Origin of the sequence: Providencia sp., assembly GCF_003533305.1 — a bacterium.
Classification (GTDB): Bacteria; Pseudomonadota; Gammaproteobacteria; order Enterobacterales; family Enterobacteriaceae; genus Providencia.
Genome location: NZ_DOEH01000019.1, coordinates 103,535 through 120,455 on the forward strand (window position 1 = coordinate 103,535; position 16,921 = coordinate 120,455).

At 38.8% G+C, this 16,921-nt stretch carries 14 protein-coding genes; 6 read left to right on the forward strand and 8 right to left on the reverse strand.

Features of this window, described 5'->3' with window-relative positions; all coding sequences use genetic code 11:
• Positions 1-49 precede the first annotated feature (49 nt).
• Positions 50-2,104 carry a DNA helicase IV gene (gene helD / locus DD649_RS12240; RefSeq protein ID WP_336430807.1) on the reverse strand — a complete coding sequence of 685 codons (2,055 nt, stop codon included), beginning with the start codon at positions 2,102-2,104 and terminating at the stop codon, positions 50-52.
• A gap of 123 nt (positions 2,105-2,227) precedes the next feature.
• Between helD and yccS the strand changes: the two genes are divergently transcribed.
• Positions 2,228-4,375, forward strand: a complete 2,148-nt coding sequence (yccS, locus tag DD649_RS12245; RefSeq protein WP_294107291.1) for a YccS family putative transporter — start codon at positions 2,228-2,230, stop codon at positions 4,373-4,375.
• Between the two features lie 94 nt (positions 4,376-4,469).
• On the opposite strand, the gene DD649_RS12250 is transcribed toward yccS, so the two are convergent.
• Positions 4,470-5,072: a TfoX/Sxy family DNA transformation protein gene (locus DD649_RS12250; RefSeq protein ID WP_294107292.1), complete on the reverse strand. Its 603-nt coding sequence runs from the start codon at positions 5,070-5,072 to the stop codon at positions 4,470-4,472.
• A 233-nt stretch (positions 5,073-5,305) separates the two neighbouring features.
• On the opposite strand from DD649_RS12250, the gene sulA reads away from it, so the two are divergent.
• Both sulA and ompA read left to right on the forward strand, forming a co-directional pair.
• A complete protein-coding gene (sulA, locus tag DD649_RS12255) occupies positions 5,306-5,827 on the forward strand; it encodes an SOS-induced cell division inhibitor SulA (protein ID WP_294107293.1) in 522 nt (173 codons plus the stop codon).
• Between the two features lie 353 nt (positions 5,828-6,180).
• Entirely contained in the window at positions 6,181-7,266 is a 1,086-nt protein-coding gene (gene ompA, locus DD649_RS12260) for a porin OmpA (protein ID WP_294107294.1), read from the forward strand.
• 183 nt (positions 7,267-7,449) lie between these two features.
• On the opposite strand, the gene matP is transcribed toward ompA, so the two are convergent.
• Positions 7,450-7,926, reverse strand: coding sequence for a macrodomain Ter protein MatP (gene matP / locus DD649_RS12265; protein WP_294107295.1), 477 nt, complete (start codon positions 7,924-7,926; stop codon positions 7,450-7,452).
• Between the two features lie 174 nt (positions 7,927-8,100).
• Here matP and DD649_RS12270 point away from each other — a divergent pair, with 174 nt between their 5' ends.
• From DD649_RS12270 to fabA, 3 genes are all read left to right on the forward strand, one after another.
• Complete coding sequence (locus tag DD649_RS12270; RefSeq protein WP_294107296.1) at positions 8,101-8,277, forward strand: GhoT/OrtT family toxin; 177 nt, start codon at positions 8,101-8,103, stop codon at positions 8,275-8,277.
• A gap of 203 nt (positions 8,278-8,480) precedes the next feature.
• A complete protein-coding gene (locus DD649_RS12275; protein WP_336430808.1) occupies positions 8,481-10,217 on the forward strand; it encodes a Lon protease family protein in 1,737 nt (578 codons plus the stop codon).
• An 85-nt stretch (positions 10,218-10,302) separates the two neighbouring features.
• Positions 10,303-10,821: a bifunctional 3-hydroxydecanoyl-ACP dehydratase/trans-2-decenoyl-ACP isomerase gene (gene fabA, locus DD649_RS12280; RefSeq protein WP_294107298.1), complete on the forward strand. Its 519-nt coding sequence runs from the start codon at positions 10,303-10,305 to the stop codon at positions 10,819-10,821.
• Between the two features lie 126 nt (positions 10,822-10,947).
• On the opposite strand, the gene rmf is transcribed toward fabA, so the two are convergent.
• From rmf to DD649_RS12305, 5 genes are all read right to left on the reverse strand, one after another.
• Positions 10,948-11,118: a ribosome modulation factor gene (rmf, locus tag DD649_RS12285; RefSeq protein WP_294107299.1), complete on the reverse strand. Its 171-nt coding sequence runs from the start codon at positions 11,116-11,118 to the stop codon at positions 10,948-10,950.
• A 382-nt stretch (positions 11,119-11,500) separates the two neighbouring features.
• Positions 11,501-12,055, reverse strand: a complete 555-nt coding sequence (pqiC, locus tag DD649_RS12290) for a membrane integrity-associated transporter subunit PqiC (RefSeq protein ID WP_294107300.1) — start codon at positions 12,053-12,055, stop codon at positions 11,501-11,503.
• On the reverse strand, positions 12,055-13,704 hold the full coding sequence (gene pqiB / locus DD649_RS12295) for an intermembrane transport protein PqiB (protein ID WP_294107301.1): 1,650 nt from the start codon (positions 13,702-13,704) through the stop codon (positions 12,055-12,057). Before pqiB ends, pqiC begins: the two co-directional genes overlap by 1 nt.
• The gene (pqiA, locus tag DD649_RS12300; RefSeq protein ID WP_336430809.1) at positions 13,701-14,975 is read right to left on the reverse strand and encodes a membrane integrity-associated transporter subunit PqiA; all 1,275 of its coding nucleotides are present in this window, start codon (positions 14,973-14,975) and stop codon (positions 13,701-13,703) included. The genes pqiB and pqiA overlap by 4 nt, the downstream gene beginning before the upstream one ends.
• Before the next feature lie 35 nt (positions 14,976-15,010).
• Positions 15,011-16,918 (reverse strand): ABC transporter ATP-binding protein, encoded by a 1,908-nt coding sequence (locus DD649_RS12305; RefSeq protein ID WP_336430810.1) that lies wholly within the window; start codon positions 16,916-16,918, stop codon positions 15,011-15,013.
• Between the last annotated feature and the right edge of the window lie 3 nt (positions 16,919-16,921).

Here is a 16,921-nt window from a genome sequence, read left to right on the forward strand (position 1 = left end):
CATACCCGTGCCGGATAACCTCCGGCACACGACTAAAAATCAAAATGCATCATGGTTTTTTCTGTCTAGGTACGCCTAACTCGCGAAGATCTTCAACAAAATCAGAAGGATTTTCTGGATTATATAATAACCAAACTTGCTGCTTAGCACGAGTTAATGCCACATATAGCAACCGCCGTTCTTCCGCGTGCTCAAACTCTTCAGGTTTTGGTAATAGAGCCTGTTCAATAATCGATTCCCTCGCAGGAGCAGGAAACCCATCCTTGCCTTGGTTTAAACCACAAATAATCACATGGTCCGCTTGCTGTCCTTTTGATGCATGAATAGTCATAAATTTAATATTCAGCTTTGGCCAACGCGTCTGTGCTTTGTTTAAAATCTCTGGCTTTAAATAATGATAACGAGCAAGAATTAATATCGTTTCATCATCAAGAACATAACCGCTCATTTTATCTAATAAACGCTCTAACGCATCTTCATGTAATAAAACTACCGACCTTTTATTACCTTTTGTGAGACTATTAAGGGGTTTATCTAATTGTGCAGGATTTTGTAAAATAAACTGATTCGCGATATCACCAATACGTTCATTAAATCGATACGTGGTATCTAAAGCGCAGCTATCACCTTCACCAAAATAATGCTGAAATGAGGTCGTTAAATTTAACTCAGCCCCACTAAAACGATAAATAGCCTGCCAATCATCGCCCACAGCAAATAATGCCGTTTGCTTATTTTGTTGACGTAGTGCTTGAAGCAATTTAGCTCTTAAAGGCGAAATATCTTGAAATTCATCGACTAAAATATGTTTCCAAGGGCTAATAAAACGTCCTTTTTCCAATAAGTTTATCGCCTGATGTATTAAACCTGAAAAATCGACTGCACCTTCCTCTTTCAAGGCACTTTTCCAGACCTTTAATAAAGGTGCCATCAATCGAATACGTTTTTGAAAAAGGTCTCTTATTTCTTCATCTGTATTTTCTATCATGTCCTTTTGGCTCCCCCCATGCATTCGCATAAGGTTCAGCCAACGTTCTAAACGAGCACTGACTTTATGACTAATTTTTTCATCATGCCAAAATTCACCTTCAGGAATTTGCCATTGTAATTCGTCTGATAGCCATTCACGCCAACCTTTGGCTTGCGCTTTTTTACTTGAACACTGCTCACGCCATTCTTCTAATAGTAACGCCTGACGTTTTTGAGTGTCAGTTTCTAATTCACTAATCACCGGAGATTTATTACTACCTTCTCGGATAATCTGCAACGCTAAGGCATGAAATGTTTTTGCTACAATATTTTCTTGTTGAAGGCGTAACTGGATGCGCTCATTCATCTCATCTGCCGCTTTACGACCAAAAGCAAGTAATAGTATTTGTTCTGGTTTCGCCAGCTCACGTTGTAATAACCATCCCGCTCTTGCCACCAAAACAGAAGTTTTGCCACTACCTGCCCCCGCAAGAACTAATACATTGTCTTCACCGTTAATAACTGACAGTGATTGAGAATAATTTAACGCAGAAGATTCCACATTTTGAAAAAAATCGGCATAGCGAGAAAGAACAGACTCACACCATTTTTCATTAATTTGAGTACGGCAGCGTTGACTCTGATTAAGCCATTTCTGACATAGTTGATATTGAGAAAAACAATTTTGAAATGATGAAATACGTGCTAAAGGTAGTGGGAGCGACGAGAATTGTTGTGTAATTGACTCTCTAATTGCCGCTAAATTGCGTAAACTCAGCCAAGCATCCTGAGTTGTTTGCTGCAATATACGTTCTGCCAGTGAAGTTAACACCTCCGCACTCACCATACTCATTTCAGCGCTCCATTGCTGCCATTTTTCATTTAGATAATGATAAAAATGCTGAGTTTGCTTCCATTCTGTGCCATGCAAGCGCACCACTTGCTCACCAATGATTTCAAATTCTAATTCGCCCCATACAATCCCTCTTTTACACCGAATATCAATGAGTTCATTAAAAGGGATCATGTATTGGTGATTTTCACCACTGACTTCTATGCCTGCATTAAGTAAGCGAACCCGATTATAGGGATGCTGAGCCAGGCGCTGTCCAATCTGCGTCGATTTCAGTTCCATACGTCTTGCACCTGAATTAATCAATAATGAAAATAATGGCAGCTTGATTTCAAACGGTTTTTTATTATCGAGAAACAAGCTATCCTATATAAATTAGGGATTGTCTTACCTTTGAGGTATTTTGTGTTAACGCTGCTGACCAATTTTCGCCGTGTGCTTTATAACAGCCATATACTCTATTATATCCGAATCTTAATAGCGCTGACAGGAACAACATTAGTTCCATGGTTATTAGGTCAGGATCCTAAAGTCACGATCCCCCTTACATTGGGTGTTGTAGCCGCCGCATTAACTGACTTAGATGATAGGCTAACGGGCAGAATAAAAAATCTCATCATCACTTTATTTTGCTTTTTTATTGCATCAGTCTCAATTGAACTGTTATTCCCCTACCCCATCTTTTTCTTTTTCGGTCTCGCTTTTTCTACCTGCGCTTTTATTCTACTTGGCGCATTAGGGCAACGCTACGCAACTATCGCCTTTGGTGCCTTACTTATCGCCATTTATACCATGCTAGGTGTGCCCATTTTTGATACTTGGTATCAACAACCCGCCTTATTGCTGACTGGTGCTATTTGGTACAATATTTTAACTTTGATAGGGCATCTTCTATTCCCTGTTAGACCATTGCAAGATGCCATTACTCAATGTTATCAGCAACTATCTGCCTATTTAGATGCTAAAGCCAACTTATTCGATCCTGATCTCGAAGATGACTACCAACAATCCGTCTATGATTTAGCACTGGTTAATGGCACCCTTGTTAGCACAATGAATCAGGCCAAAATTGTCCTACTCAGTAGGTTAAAAGGCGATAGAGGCCAAAAAGGCACACGAAATAGCCTCCATTATTACTTTGTTGCACAAGATATTCATGAACGAGCAAGCTCCTCACATGTCCAATATCAGCAATTAAGTCGTACATTGCGCCATTACGATATCTTATTTCGCTTCCAACGTTTACTCACCATGCAAGCAAGAGCCTGCCAACAGGTAGCTCAATCCGTCTTATGGCGTAAACAGTACCAACATAATCCTCGCTTTGAACGGACTTTTGCTTACCTCGAAAATTCATTGCAATTATTAAAAGTACAGTCGCCTAATCTACATGAAATTAAAGCGTTGCATAATCTGCTTAATAATTTAAAGGGCATTGATATACAACTTAAAGGATTAGGTTTAGAACAAAGCTCATGGTTACAAAATGATAAACAAATTGAACAACTTTCTGACGAATCCCTTTCTGGTATTGGCGATATTATTGCGCGGGTAAAACATAATCTAACGCCTAAATCTTCACTTTTTCGCCATGCCGTCAGGATGTCAATACTGTTATGTACCGGCTATGCCATCATTCAATTGTTTGATATGGAACGTGGATACTGGATTTTGCTGACCAGTTTATTTGTCTGCCAGCCCAACTATAGCGCCACTAAACGACGCTTAGCGTTAAGGATCATCGGAACCATTATCGGTATTTTGATTGGCTTGCCACTTCTCAATATCATTCCATCTATTGAGGGGCAACTTACGTTAATCGTCGTATCGGGATTACTGTTCTTTATGTTCCGTAGCAGCCAATATGCACAAGCCACCTTATTTATCACACTATTAGTTCTATTTTGTTTTAATTTATTAGGTGAAGGGTTTGATGTGGCATTACCAAGAATCATTGATACTGTCATCGGCTGTTTCATTGCATTACTTGCCGTTAGCTTTATTTGGCCAGACTGGAAGTTTCGCCAACTTCCACAAGTTATACAAAAGACAATGGAGAGCAACTGCCGCTACTTAGATGCAATCTTACAACAGTATTATCAAGGTAAAGATAATAGCCTTGAATACCGCATTGCTCGTCGTGATGCTCATAAGAATGATGCAGAATTTGCCTCTATTGTTTCTAATATGGCGACTGACCCAAAATCCTATCAAATTACGCAAGAACAAGCTTTTCGGTTACTTTGCTTAAATCATACTTTATTAAGCTATATTTCAGCACTCGGTGCACATCGCGAAAAAATGCCAAATAACGAAAATCTTACCTTATTAAACGATGCAGTTTGCTACGTAGAGTCTGCTATTCAAGTAACTCAACAGGATGAAACAATTGATGAAAAATCCGATCAATTACGTCAAAGCTTATTACAACGAATTGATAACACGTCCACCAGTGACGATGAAAAAACACAATTGATATTAGAGCAAACTAAATTGTTACTCGAACTTATTCCTGAAATTAAGCTCATGATAAAACAAATTAACGTATCATAAACGTACTGATGAGCGGGCATTAAAATCCTATAGTGGCGTTTAATGCCCGCTCTGTTATTCATATTGTTACAATGATATTTAATCAATAACGTAATTAATTAACATCGTTATACCAGTTAATCAATTCCTGCTTAATATTTGTTGGCAGTACGGCACTATGGCAACCTTCAATTGCAGCGGCGAGTCCAATTAAAAATTTAATACTCGGATTATGTCGTCCATGTTGTTTTAATTTAAGAAAACAAGCTTTAGCACCCATCATACGCAATTCCTCCACATGATAGATACCAATTTTACCCAGAGCCCTTTCAACCGACATATTCATATTGGGTAAATCTTTAATGCGAATTGATACTGTTTGTTTTTGTTGCAACTCCTCCATCGCAGAACGATACGCCAATTCAATGTAATAAAGACATAATCCTTCATCACACCATATTTGTTCAGGTAATTGGTAATATCGAAGTGCTAATGGGATCCCTTTTTTACTATAAACTAAGCGGTTAAGTCCCGAGGCCTCAAAATGACTTCCTGCCAATAAACATCCTCTTAAATAAAAATGCTCTTCTAAAATCACCCCAATAATTGCATTATCAACAAGTAGGCAATGCCCACCAAAATGATTTTTTCTTTTCAATTCCCCAAATTGACCTAATAATCGATACAAATTGTAAATTTTTTCTTCCTGTAATGACATATGCCCTCACTCCTTTTAAGGCTTATTACACTTCAATTCCTACGAGTAGAAACTTTAGAAGTCCTTTTTTTACAAATAATTACACACAACTGATTCTGAGAGTTTCTACAATAAATGCCAAGCTTAATGCATTTAAAAACCACAAAGTTGCGAAGCGCTTTGAAAAAATAGGCTTGATATTGGATGAATATACAGTTACTGTACGTTCATACAGTATCGTAACGAGGTGAATTATGAGCATCTATTCTTGGAATAACACAACAGAACATTCTCTCAATGATTACACACAAACTCTGTCATCAGAAAGTCACTTAAGTGACTCAATGCAACAAGGTATAGTGAGTGAACTTGTCTACGATGAAAAACACCCAATCATGGATTATATTCTTTTACCTATGCTACGGCAGTTTGGTATACAGTCGCGTTGGCTGCTTTGGTTAAGCCCAAATAAAAAATTAAGTAAACACTGGTTAGAGCAAGCTGGAATTCCAACGCATAAAGTTATGCAATTAAGTCATATGGAATCTATCACGACGATTGATGCAATGGAAAAAGCACTCAGAAGTGGTAATTATAGTGTCGTATTAGGATGGCTTCCTGAAATAAGTGAACATGATTTCATCCGTTTACAATATGCTGCTCAAGAAGGTCGCTCAATTGGCTTTATTATGCGTCCACAAATGACATATAATATGGCTAGCATCAATTCTGGACAGCAAAATCATCTAAAAATTCATTCAGACTATTATCATTAAGCAATATTAAGAATTTTCTTACTAAATTTAACCTCTTGTAATAATTAGCCCTAAAGTGAAATGAAAAACATTGAAGATCAACTAGATAGCTAAAAAGTAAACAAGATGCTAAATATATATATCCCTCTGATTTATACAATAAAATAATATTTTTTTTAACCTTTATTGCTCACTCTACTTGTATCTTTCTCCGTTCGTTGTAGACTTTAGCTTGTTATGCGTAAGGCATTATTTTTTACTTTTCGTAATTTTTTGTAGATAATGTCAGCGAACCTAGCAAGTAAATAGAACCAATGGCAAATAATAAGGCTCATTGAAGCCAGCCAATATTGGATGATAACGAGGCGTAAAAAATGAAAAAGACAGCTATCGCAATAGCAGTGGCAGTAGCAGCATTTACAACTGTTGCACAAGCAGCTCCAAAAGATAACACTTGGTATACTGGTGCTAAATTAGGTTGGTCACACTATGAAAGCACTAGCCTAAACCCATCTAAAGCTGATAACCAAGCATGGAATAATGTAGGTAACTCTACTGACCGTGACACTATCGGTGCAGGTGCTTATGCAGGTTACCAATACAACCAGTACATGGGTTTTGAACTCGGTTACGACTGGTTTGGTAAAATGAAATATAAAGGCGCTGACAACAGCGGCGACCTGAAATCTATGGGTGTTTCACTAACTACCAAACTGAGCTATCCAATCATGGATGACTTAGACGTTTATACTCGTCTTGGTGGTATGGTATACCGTACAGAAGCTAAAGCTAAACAAGATGGCCAACGTTTCAAAGAAACTGACACTGGCGTTGCACCTGTATACGCATTAGGTCTTGAGTATGCAATCACTCCAGAGTGGGCTACTCGTTTAGATTACCAATGGGTTAGTAGCCTAGGTGATAAAGACAATATCGGTGTTCGTCCAGACAATGGCATGCTGAGTGTTGGTGTTGCTTACCGTTTCGGTCAAGAAGCAGCTCCAGTAATTGCACCAGCTCCAGTTGTTGAGCCAGCAGCTCCAGTTGTTGAAAACAAACGTTTCACACTGCGTTCAGACGTTCTGTTTAACTTCAACAAAGCAACTTTGAAACCAGAAGGTCAGCAAGCGCTGAACGAACTGTATACTGAACTAAGCAGCATCGATCCTACTCAAGGTCGCGTACTGGTAGTTGGTTTCACAGACCGTATCGGTTCACAAAACTACAACCTGCCACTTTCTCAGAAACGTGCTCAGTCAGTAGTTGACTACTTGGTATCTAAAGGCGTTCCTACAACAGCAATCGCTGCTGAAGGCCGTGGTAAAGAAGATCCAGTAACTGGTAACAAATGTGACAACGTTAAAGGCCGTGCTGCTCTAATCGAGTGCTTGGCACCAGACCGTCGCGTTGAAATCGAAATTCAAGGTACAACTGAAGTTGTAACTCAACCAGGCGCTTAATTATTAGCCCTAGTTAGAATTTTGAACTGAATACTAAAAAACCCCATTTTATGGGGTTTTTTTTATACTTATTTTGGTCTCGGCTTATTTTTAATTGTTCATTATGCTCAAATTGAGACTTACCCTAAAAATATCAATATTAACTGCGACCCTTTATTGCTTAAACCTTATTACTTTGAATCTTTATGACTTTGAATCTTTATGACTTTGAGAACTGCCCAAAATAGCCTGTAAATCATGCTTTAATGCGCTCATTTGATTTTCATATTTATCTTTATGTTCTGCATCTTCAATTAACTGAATAATAGTCTCAGATAACGTTTTATTACGTTTTACAGCTAAATTAGATAAACGCTGCCAAACAGAAAAATCTAAATCAATAGATTTTTTCCTAGTATGTGGATGTTCCGCATTGAAATGACGTTTACGTCTTGCACGTATACTTTGCTTCATTCGATTATCAAGCTGAGGATTCATGTGCTCTTTAATCCATTTAAGCACATCAATTGGGCGACTTTCCATTTTCAGCAGTAACGCTATCGCTTCTTTTTCTGCACTTCTTTCAAGATAACGACTAATCGCCTCGCCAGATCGGGATTTATTAACCAGATACTCCCACTTCCAGCCACATTCAAGATTTTCAAGCTGCTGATATTTCATAATTATTCCTGAAGAAAATCGAACCTATAGTTATATTAGCAATATTAGAAATAAAATGCTCAAGTAGAGATTCAATTTCTCAACTAATCTGTTTTTAACCACAAAGAAAATAACAGTTAAGACGCCAAATAGTGTAGAATTCGCATCCATCCGTTAACAAATTAATAAATTAATATGTCCACTTTTGAATACATACTTCTTGTTTATGGGATTGGGGGCGTATGTTCTATGTTAATCACCCTATTGCTTACCAAAGACCCAAATTTTTATATGCGACTACTGAGCGCAGTATTAATTGGCTTCACATGGCCCATGACTTTACCAATTGTGCTAATGTTTTCCCTATTCTAGTCAATAATTCAACAATTCTTGCTGCAAGATTGGCTGTCAAAGGCTAATATAGCAAACTTGCCCACTGGGTAATAAACTGACCTGAAATGTTATAATAAAAATAGTGCAAAAAAATGTAATAACATCAAGCCAGATTCAGGTACAAGCGCCCAGCTAAATGGCAGGCATTTCATTTATAACCATATTAATAGCAGATAATTATAGTGATCAGTCAAGAACTTACATGGCAAGGCCTAATACCTGATTTATCGTCTCTACAAACAGATTTTGTCTCTTCGGCAACACTCGCGCCAACAACGCTATCAGATATTCAACCACGACTATTTGATGGGATGCAGCGCTTTGTGAATGAGTCGGATCAAACACGGTTTATGTTTATCAAATCAGATGAAAGTGAGGAATACCTCAGTCTTTTTGCTGATTCAATTCAACCATTACTGATAAATTCAAAAACCATTGATGGTGACTATTGCCTATCTGAAGATAAGCAATTATTTCAATGGAAAAATGGCATTAAAAGCCGATTCTCGACACAAGCGAGCATTGCCTATCGCCCATGGATTGAACCAGAGCAATTATTTGGCTATATCACGCCAACAATGACACTTGTTCCTGGGCTACTACACCAAATTAATGGTGGCGTATTGATCATCGCAGCTAACACGTTAATCGTTCAGCCACTCATGTGGACACGATTAAAAAATATGGTTAATCGTCGTCAATTAGAATGGCTACCATTATCTGAAAATCATACCCTTCCAGTTTCCGTTGAACCTCAACCTCTAGAACTGAAAATTATCATCGTAGGAGATAGGTTAGCACTGGAAGAAATTGAATATAATGATCCTGAGTTATTTAGCCGTGCTATTTATGGTGAATACGAACCCGTTATGTTTTTCGAGGAAGAAGAACAATTATCGCTATGGATGCGTTACATTAAATCTATCATTATTTTAAATCAGTTGCCGGATATTGCCGCTGATGGCTGGCCTACATTAATTACTCAAGCAACACGTTACTGCGAAGACAAATTCAATCTGCCTTTAGATAGTGCTTGGTTAGCACGCCGTCTTATGGATGCCTCACACCATAAAATTGATAACTTAATCACTCGCGATTCATTAACTCAAGCAGAAGAAAACCGTCTATGGCGTCACAGTTTTATTGCTGAACGCACCTTAGACGATATTTTACAAGATCAAGTCCTTCTTAAAACCGAAGGGGAAGTTATTGGTCAAATTAATGGATTATCAGTCTTACAGTACCCTGGTCATCCTGAAGCTATCGGTGAACCTTCGCGGATCACCTGTGTCGCACACTTAGGTGATGGCGAATTCACAGATGTCGAACGTAAAGCTGAGCTTGGTGGCAATATTCATGCAAAAGGCATGATGATAATGGAAGCCTATTTAAATTATGAGCTGAAATTAGAGCAACCACAGCCGTTCTCAGCGTCCATTGTGTTTGAGCAATCTTATGGTGAAGTTGATGGCGATAGTGCCTCACTCGCTGAAGTGTGCGCATTTATTAGTGCTTTATCGCTGCAACCAATCGATCAGCAAATCGCGGTAACGGGTGCAATTGACCAATTTGGTTATGTTCAACCTATTGGTGGTGTAAATGAAAAAATCGAAGGTTTTTTCGATATCTGTGCTAAACGTGGTTTAACTGGCAACCAAGGTGTTATTATTCCTTTGGCAAATGTTCGTCATTTATGCACTAACAATGACGTTATTGAAGCCGTAAAAGAAGGCCAATTCCATATTTGGCCAGTTGAACATGTCGCACAAGCGATTACACAGCTCACTAAGCAACCTTACTTTGAGCAACAAGCAGATGATGATAGTGTACATCTGTTAGCTTTAATTCAGGAACGTATTCATCAAGCCAATACTCCAGATAAAGCAAGGCTTCCTTGGTTTCTGAAATGGCTTGGTTGAGTAAAAAATATCAGATCGGAGTTGTTCAGCGTACAAGTGTAAGCTATTCTATGGACCTATACATAATAAAGGCAATCTTAAGAACATGGTTGATAAACGCGAATCCTATACAAAAGATGATTTAGAAGCTTCTGGAAGAGGCGAATTATTTGGAGAAAACGGTCCGCCGTTGCCATCAGGAAATATGTTGATGATGGATCGCATCGTCAAAATGACTGAGGATGGCGGTTCATTTAATAAAGGCTATGTCGAAGCTGAGCTTGATATCAATCCTGACCTATGGTTCTTTGCCTGCCACTTTACTAATGACCCTGTTATGCCAGGTTGTTTAGGCCTTGATGCTATGTGGCAACTGGTTGGTTTTTATCTCGGTTGGCTCGGCGGTGAAGGTAAAGGTAGAGCACTTGGTGTAGGTGAAGTTAAATTTACCGGACAAGTTCTACCAACGGCTAAAAAAGTCACTTACCGAATCAATTTCAAACGTGTGATTAACCGTAAATTGATTATGGGTGTGGCTGATGGCGAAGTCTTAGTTGACGGTAAAGTAATTTATACCGCCTCAGACCTAAAAGTCGGTTTATTTAAAGATACTAGCGTATTTTAATTGCCAACTAAGCCTTAAAATGCAAACCTCCGCAAATGCGGAGGTTAATAAATTAACAGATTATATTTAGATTAAATATAAAATTACTTCAGTTATCTAATCTAATAAATCACGGTATATTCTCTTTTATACAGTAACAACTGCCCTGTCCTCCATTGCTTTACGCCAACCACCTAACCAATGTGAACGAGCATCTACTGCCTGATAAGGACATAATTCTTTCGAACGCCCTACTATACCGGCTTGATATCCTCTTGATAAAGCTCTTTCTAAACGATCACGTTTCTGTCTTTTCATGCCTTACTTCCCTCATCATTAAAAATGGAAAAGAAAACAGCACCTACCTTTCGTAATAGGTACCCTATAGGAATAACGCTCTCAGGGTAGAAAATCAAGTAAAGATTTTAATATAAATGTCATAAATAGTATAAATGTGACTTACACACTCTAATTATTCTAATACATTGAATATATTATAAATAATTATTAGTTCTTTATTTTTCATCATATTATACGCAATAGATGTGAATTTATGAGTAAACGAAAACGAATTAAAAAACTAATATATTGATGGGATAAAAGAAAATAAAAAATAGAAAAAATAACAAAAAAATGCACTCCATTTAAATATCAGGAGTGCACTTCAATAACCTAACCTATTAATAACAAATTTTAATCGCTAACGTTTAATCACTTCTTTTGCAATACCATCAGCGACTTGTTGCCAACCAAGTGCAAGTGTGCGTACTAGCTCAGGGTAGCCATCTTCTTTTTGTTCTAATTGAACATCAAAGTTACGACGAGTGACTTCTTTTCCTTGTGTAAAGGTCCAAAAGCCTTGCACTAAAACAATACCATCATAGCGGCCATTAAAAGCCGTTAAAGTAATATCTAGCGTATCAGGTGAATTTTGTAGCGCCTGTAATGACACCAGCTGTTCAGGTAAGGCTGTTGAAAGCTCACTCACCATGGATTGTCCTAATTGCTGCTCAAGTGGACTCGCCCATAAATGCGTACTCGCATTACTGTAGCTAACGTCTGAGGTTTGATAGGTTATCCCATTTGAGGTTAATACATCCGACAACATAACACGTTGTAACCAAACCTGATTTTTACTCATCACCTCTACATTTTGAACCTTAGAGGATTTCATTGGCAGCTGATAATACATTTTTTCAGGAACGCTACTACAAGCCGCCAACATCAAAACAAATAGGGATAATAAATATCTCATTATTTTTTCACTCCTTTCGGCTCAACATCCTTAGTCGGTTCTGCTTCGAAGACTAATGCATTACTTTTATTATTCAATGTCCGCAATAATGGCTGAACTTCTCTTAGCACCTGATCTAAGCGTTGCATATTATCAACCATCTTATTATAAGCAGGAGAACCTGGTTGGAAGCCTTGCATTGCGCGATTCATTTCTTGCAACGTTTTTTGTAAGTCATTTGGCAAATTCTGAAACTCTTTGCTCGCCATCACTTTATTCAGTTCAGATAGCATCACATTAGCTTCTTTAATTGTTTTTTGCCCTTCTGCTAGCGTTTGTGTTGTTTGGTTCAACATTGGCTCAATTGGCATATCATTAATTTTATCCAATACCGCAATCACTTTTTGCTGTATTTGCGCTAAACCACCACTTGTAGTCGGGATAATTTTATAACCGGCAACGACAGTAGGCCCTTTATATTCCCCGGCATTCGGGATGAAATCGAGGTCAATATAAAGTGCGCCCGTCAATAAATTACCTGATTTTAATGAGCCTCTTAATCCTTCTTTCATTGCTGTCTTCAATTCATTTTTTAAATTGAAATTAGCTCCAACATCTTTTGAGAAACGTTCAGGCTCAATGTGGATTAAGACAGGAATACGGAAATCATTATCCAATGATTGATCTAGGCCTGCGGTATAAAAAGGGACCTGTGCGACAGTACCTAGGCGAATACCGCGGAATTCAACAGGTGCACCCGGTTGAAGTCCGCGCACTGAATCAGAGAAAAACAACACGAAATCTTGATACTGAGTATATAAAGAATTCTGAATACTACTTTGGCTATCAAATAGTTGGAACTCAGCATTTTCTTTAACGCTACTACCCGGAACCCAACCATCTGGCACATCAAAACTCACACCGCCCGTTAATAACGTTGCAATTGAGCCCATTTCAACATGTACCCCTTGGGATGACATATCAAAGGCAATTCCGCTATCTTTCCAAAAACGAACGTTAGAGCTAATTAGCTTGTCATAAGGAGCATTGATGAATAATTGATAACGCATATCACGATTATTCATATCAAAATTACTGGTTTCGACAGAACCAACACGGTAACCGCGAAATAGAATCGGGTCTCCCGGATTAAGTTGCCCTGCCTTATCACTCATCAACGTGATACGGATACCTTTTGCATCTGGTGACGCTAAAGGTGGAGTATCCAATAAGGTAAATTCAAAATGCTCTTTGGCAGCGAGTCCTGGTTGCAATTCAATATATGCACCTGATAACAACGTGCCTAATCCAGTCACGCCATCACGACCAATTGTTGGTTTAACTATCCAAAAAGCAGAATCTGTACGCAGTAGCTCTTTCATGTCATTATTTAGCCGCGCTTTAATAATTACGCGACTGAAATTGTCATCGAGGGTAACGCTTTCCACAACACCAATATCGACACTGCGACTTTTAATTTTCGTTTTACCCGCCTCAATCCCTTCTGCGTTATAAGTTATCAGCGTGACTTCAGGGCCTTGATGGCTATAGTGGTAAAATAGTATCCAAGCACCTAATAATACAGTCACAATAGGGATCACCCATACCGGTGACCAGCTTTTTAATTTACTGACTTTGGCGTTGGCCTGTGGTGTTTCTTGATCTGTCACCCGATGACTCCTTCTTGTTCAACAGTTTTTACTGTATTTCTTTTTTCACTGCGATCCCATGTCAATCTTGGATCAAACGTCATCGCGGCAAACATCGTTAAAATAACAACGACACCAAAGAAAATCACACCCTGTGCAGGGACGATACTCATTAACTGCCCCATTTGAACTAATGCGGCTAAAATAGTGATAACAAATACGTCAATCATTGACCAACGACCAACATACTCCACCATTTCATAAATAAAATGCATACGATGCGGATCTCTATTGCCATAGCCTTTTGAATCAAGGCATAGCCACGCAATACTTATCATTTTCAATGATGGCACCATAATACTGGCAATAAAAATAATTAAAGCCACAGGATAGGAACCATCTTCCCACAGTAATATCACACCATCCATAATGGTTGAATGCAAATCACTACCTAAGGTATTCGTTGTCATGACAGGCAATACATTCGCAGGAATATAAAGCAAAATTGAGGTTAATAATAGTGCCCAAGTCCATTGTATACTTTGATGTTTTCGAACGGCCCCATGTGCGTAACAACGCGTACATTGCGATTGCTCTGCCGGTAAAATTGCCGTGCAAACAAGGCATAACCTGACACCTTGGCTAATTCCGGTTTGCCCAACTTTCAATTTTTTATCCAGCAAAGGCGCCGCTTCAATTCGATTCCATAACCAATGGCGGTCAAGGCACTGAAATGCCCTGACTTGTAACATGCAAAATAAGCAATAAGGGATAAAACTCAGCCCGACACCAATATCACCATAAGCAATTAATTTTACAAAGCTGACTAATACACCCGCTAAAAATATCTCAGCCATGCACCATGTTTTCATCTGAAATAAGATGCGTGTTATCCACACTTTTAGTCTCTTAGGGATATGCACTTGCAACCCTAAGAGAATAATCGTCACCATACAAAATGCAGGGATGACAAGTGAAAAAAACAAGAAAAACAAAGCTAAACCGCTATAGCGGGTTGTCGAGATAATTTCAATGATTTGAAAAAGAGAGATCTCATTTTCAATACCCGCCGCGCCCATTTTCACAAAAGGAAATAGACAAGCAACAAATAGCATCGCTAGTGCGCTAAATGCATAAGCTGCTGGTTGCTTGTAAGGGTATCGCCACTTTGAAATTAACGTTGTATCACAGCGTGGACAAGTCGCTTTACTGCCCTGTTCCAATTCAGGAACGGCAATCAGCATGTCACACTGTGTACAAAGTACATGTTCATGAGACTCATGAGAACACAAGGTATTGTCTCTCCTCTTTATTTCAAATCGTTATCTCAACCGTTTTTCTGTAATTCAAGCTCTTGCCAACGATCAAACGCTTGCTCTAATTCTTGCTCTTTTTCAGCCAGAGAGCTCAAGGTTTTTTCTGTAACATCATGAGGTTGATTAAAGAAATCAGCATCGCCAATTTTGGCCTGAAGCGCTTCAACTTCGGATTCAAGTTGCTCTAATTTTGCTGGTAGTAACTCTAATTCACGCAGCAAATTGTAGCTTAACTTATTCACTTTCTTTGTTGGCTCTTTTGGCTTAACACTTTTTTCTGGCGCAGCGACTTTACTGTTTTGTTCAGGCTTTAAACTCACAGTTTGTGCTCTTTGTTGCTGAGCATCAAAATATCCGCCCGCAAAACGCTTAATTACGCCATTGCCTTCAAAAATCCAGCACTCTGTCACACTGTTATCAACAAATTCACGGTCATGGCTGACCAACAACACAGTACCTTGATAACTATCAACTAATTCTTCAAGTAGCTCTAATGTTTCTACATCAAGGTCATTAGTTGGCTCATCGAGGATCAATAAATTACTTGGTTTTAAAAATAAACGGGCAAGTAATAAACGATTACGCTCACCACCGGACAATGCTCTCACTGGTGTCATGGCACGTTTTGGCGGGAACATAAAGTCTTGTAAATAACCTAAAACATGGCGCGGTTTACCGTTAACCATGACTTCTTGCTTACCTTCAGCAAGGTTATCCATCACGGTTTTATCTGGGTCAAGTGCAGCACGATGTTGGTCAAAATAGGCAACTTCAAGTTTAGTACCACAATGTACTCGACCACTATCTGCCTGTAAATCACCAAGCATCAAACGTAGCAAAGTTGTTTTACCACATCCATTTGGCCCCACTAGCGCAATTTTGTCTCCACGCATAACTTGCGCAGAAAAATCATTGACGAGTACTTTATTATCAATTTGATAATTCACGTTTTCCATTTCAAACACAATTTTGCCTGAACGGGCAGCTTCGCCAACTTGCATGCGTGCAGTTCCCATTACTTCACGGCGCTCGGAACGCTCGACTCGCAAGGCTTTCAGTGCACGAACACGACCTTCATTACGCGTACGTCTCGCTTTAATCCCTTGGCGGATCCAAGTTTCTTCTTGTGCTAGCTTGCGATCAAACTCAGCATTTTGCATTTCTTCTACGCGCAGAGCTTCTTCTTTACTCAACAAGTAGTTGTCATAATCACCCGGCCATGACGCTAATTGTCCTCGGTCTAAATCGATAATACGAGTTGCCATATTACGAATAAAAGAACGGTCATGGGAAATAAATACGATACTACCTTGGAAATCTTTTAAGAAATTTTCCAACCATAAAATAGTTTCGATATCTAAGTGGTTCGTTGGCTCATCAAGGAACAATACGCGAGGATTACTCACCAGCGCACGACCTAAAGCCGCTTTACGCAACCACCCACCCGAAAGTGAAGACAGCTCAGCATCTCCCGGTAAACCTAGTTTCTTTAGAACGTCCTCAATACGAGAATCGAGTAGCCATAAATTACGGTTATCTAGAATTTCTTGAACTTCAGATAATTTATTTAAATTTTTCTCACTCGGGTCTTCTTCAACCAATTTTAAGATGTGGTGATAATCTTTTAAATATTGTGCTTGTTCAGCGACGCCTTCAGCAACAAAATCATAAATAGTCCCTTCAACGTTACGCGGAGGGTCTTGTTGCAAACGTGCCACAATAAGATCTTGTTCATAAATTAGCTGACCATCATCAAGAGGTTGCTCTTTAGTCAGCACTCTCATCAACGTTGATTTGCCCGCACCATTACGGCCAACTAAACAAACTCGCTCATTATCTTCAATATGTATTTCTGTGTTATCAAGTAGTGGTGCATCACTAAAAGCAAGGTATGCACCAGACAAATTAATTAAAGCCATTGA

Excerpts from the sequence above, each read along its gene's own strand:
- helD (WP_336430807.1), bottom strand. The coding sequence starts at position 2,104 with ATGGAACTGAAATCGACGCAGATTGGACAGCGCCTGGCTCAGCATCCC.
- DD649_RS12250 (WP_294107292.1), bottom strand. The coding sequence starts at position 5,072 with ATGTCATTACAGGAAGAAAAAATTTACAATTTGTATCGATTATTAGGT.
- sulA (WP_294107293.1), top strand. The coding sequence starts at position 5,306 with ATGAGCATCTATTCTTGGAATAACACAACAGAACATTCTCTCAATGAT.
- ompA (WP_294107294.1), top strand. The coding sequence starts at position 6,181 with ATGAAAAAGACAGCTATCGCAATAGCAGTGGCAGTAGCAGCATTTACA.
- matP (WP_294107295.1), bottom strand. The coding sequence starts at position 7,926 with ATGAAATATCAGCAGCTTGAAAATCTTGAATGTGGCTGGAAGTGGGAG.
- DD649_RS12270 (WP_294107296.1), top strand. The coding sequence starts at position 8,101 with ATGTCCACTTTTGAATACATACTTCTTGTTTATGGGATTGGGGGCGTA.
- fabA (WP_294107298.1), top strand. The coding sequence starts at position 10,303 with ATGGTTGATAAACGCGAATCCTATACAAAAGATGATTTAGAAGCTTCT.
- rmf (WP_294107299.1), bottom strand. The coding sequence starts at position 11,118 with ATGAAAAGACAGAAACGTGATCGTTTAGAAAGAGCTTTATCAAGAGGA.
- pqiC (WP_294107300.1), bottom strand. The coding sequence starts at position 12,055 with ATGAGATATTTATTATCCCTATTTGTTTTGATGTTGGCGGCTTGTAGT.
- DD649_RS12305 (WP_336430810.1), bottom strand. The coding sequence starts at position 16,918 with ATGGCTTTAATTAATTTGTCTGGTGCATACCTTGCTTTTAGTGATGCA.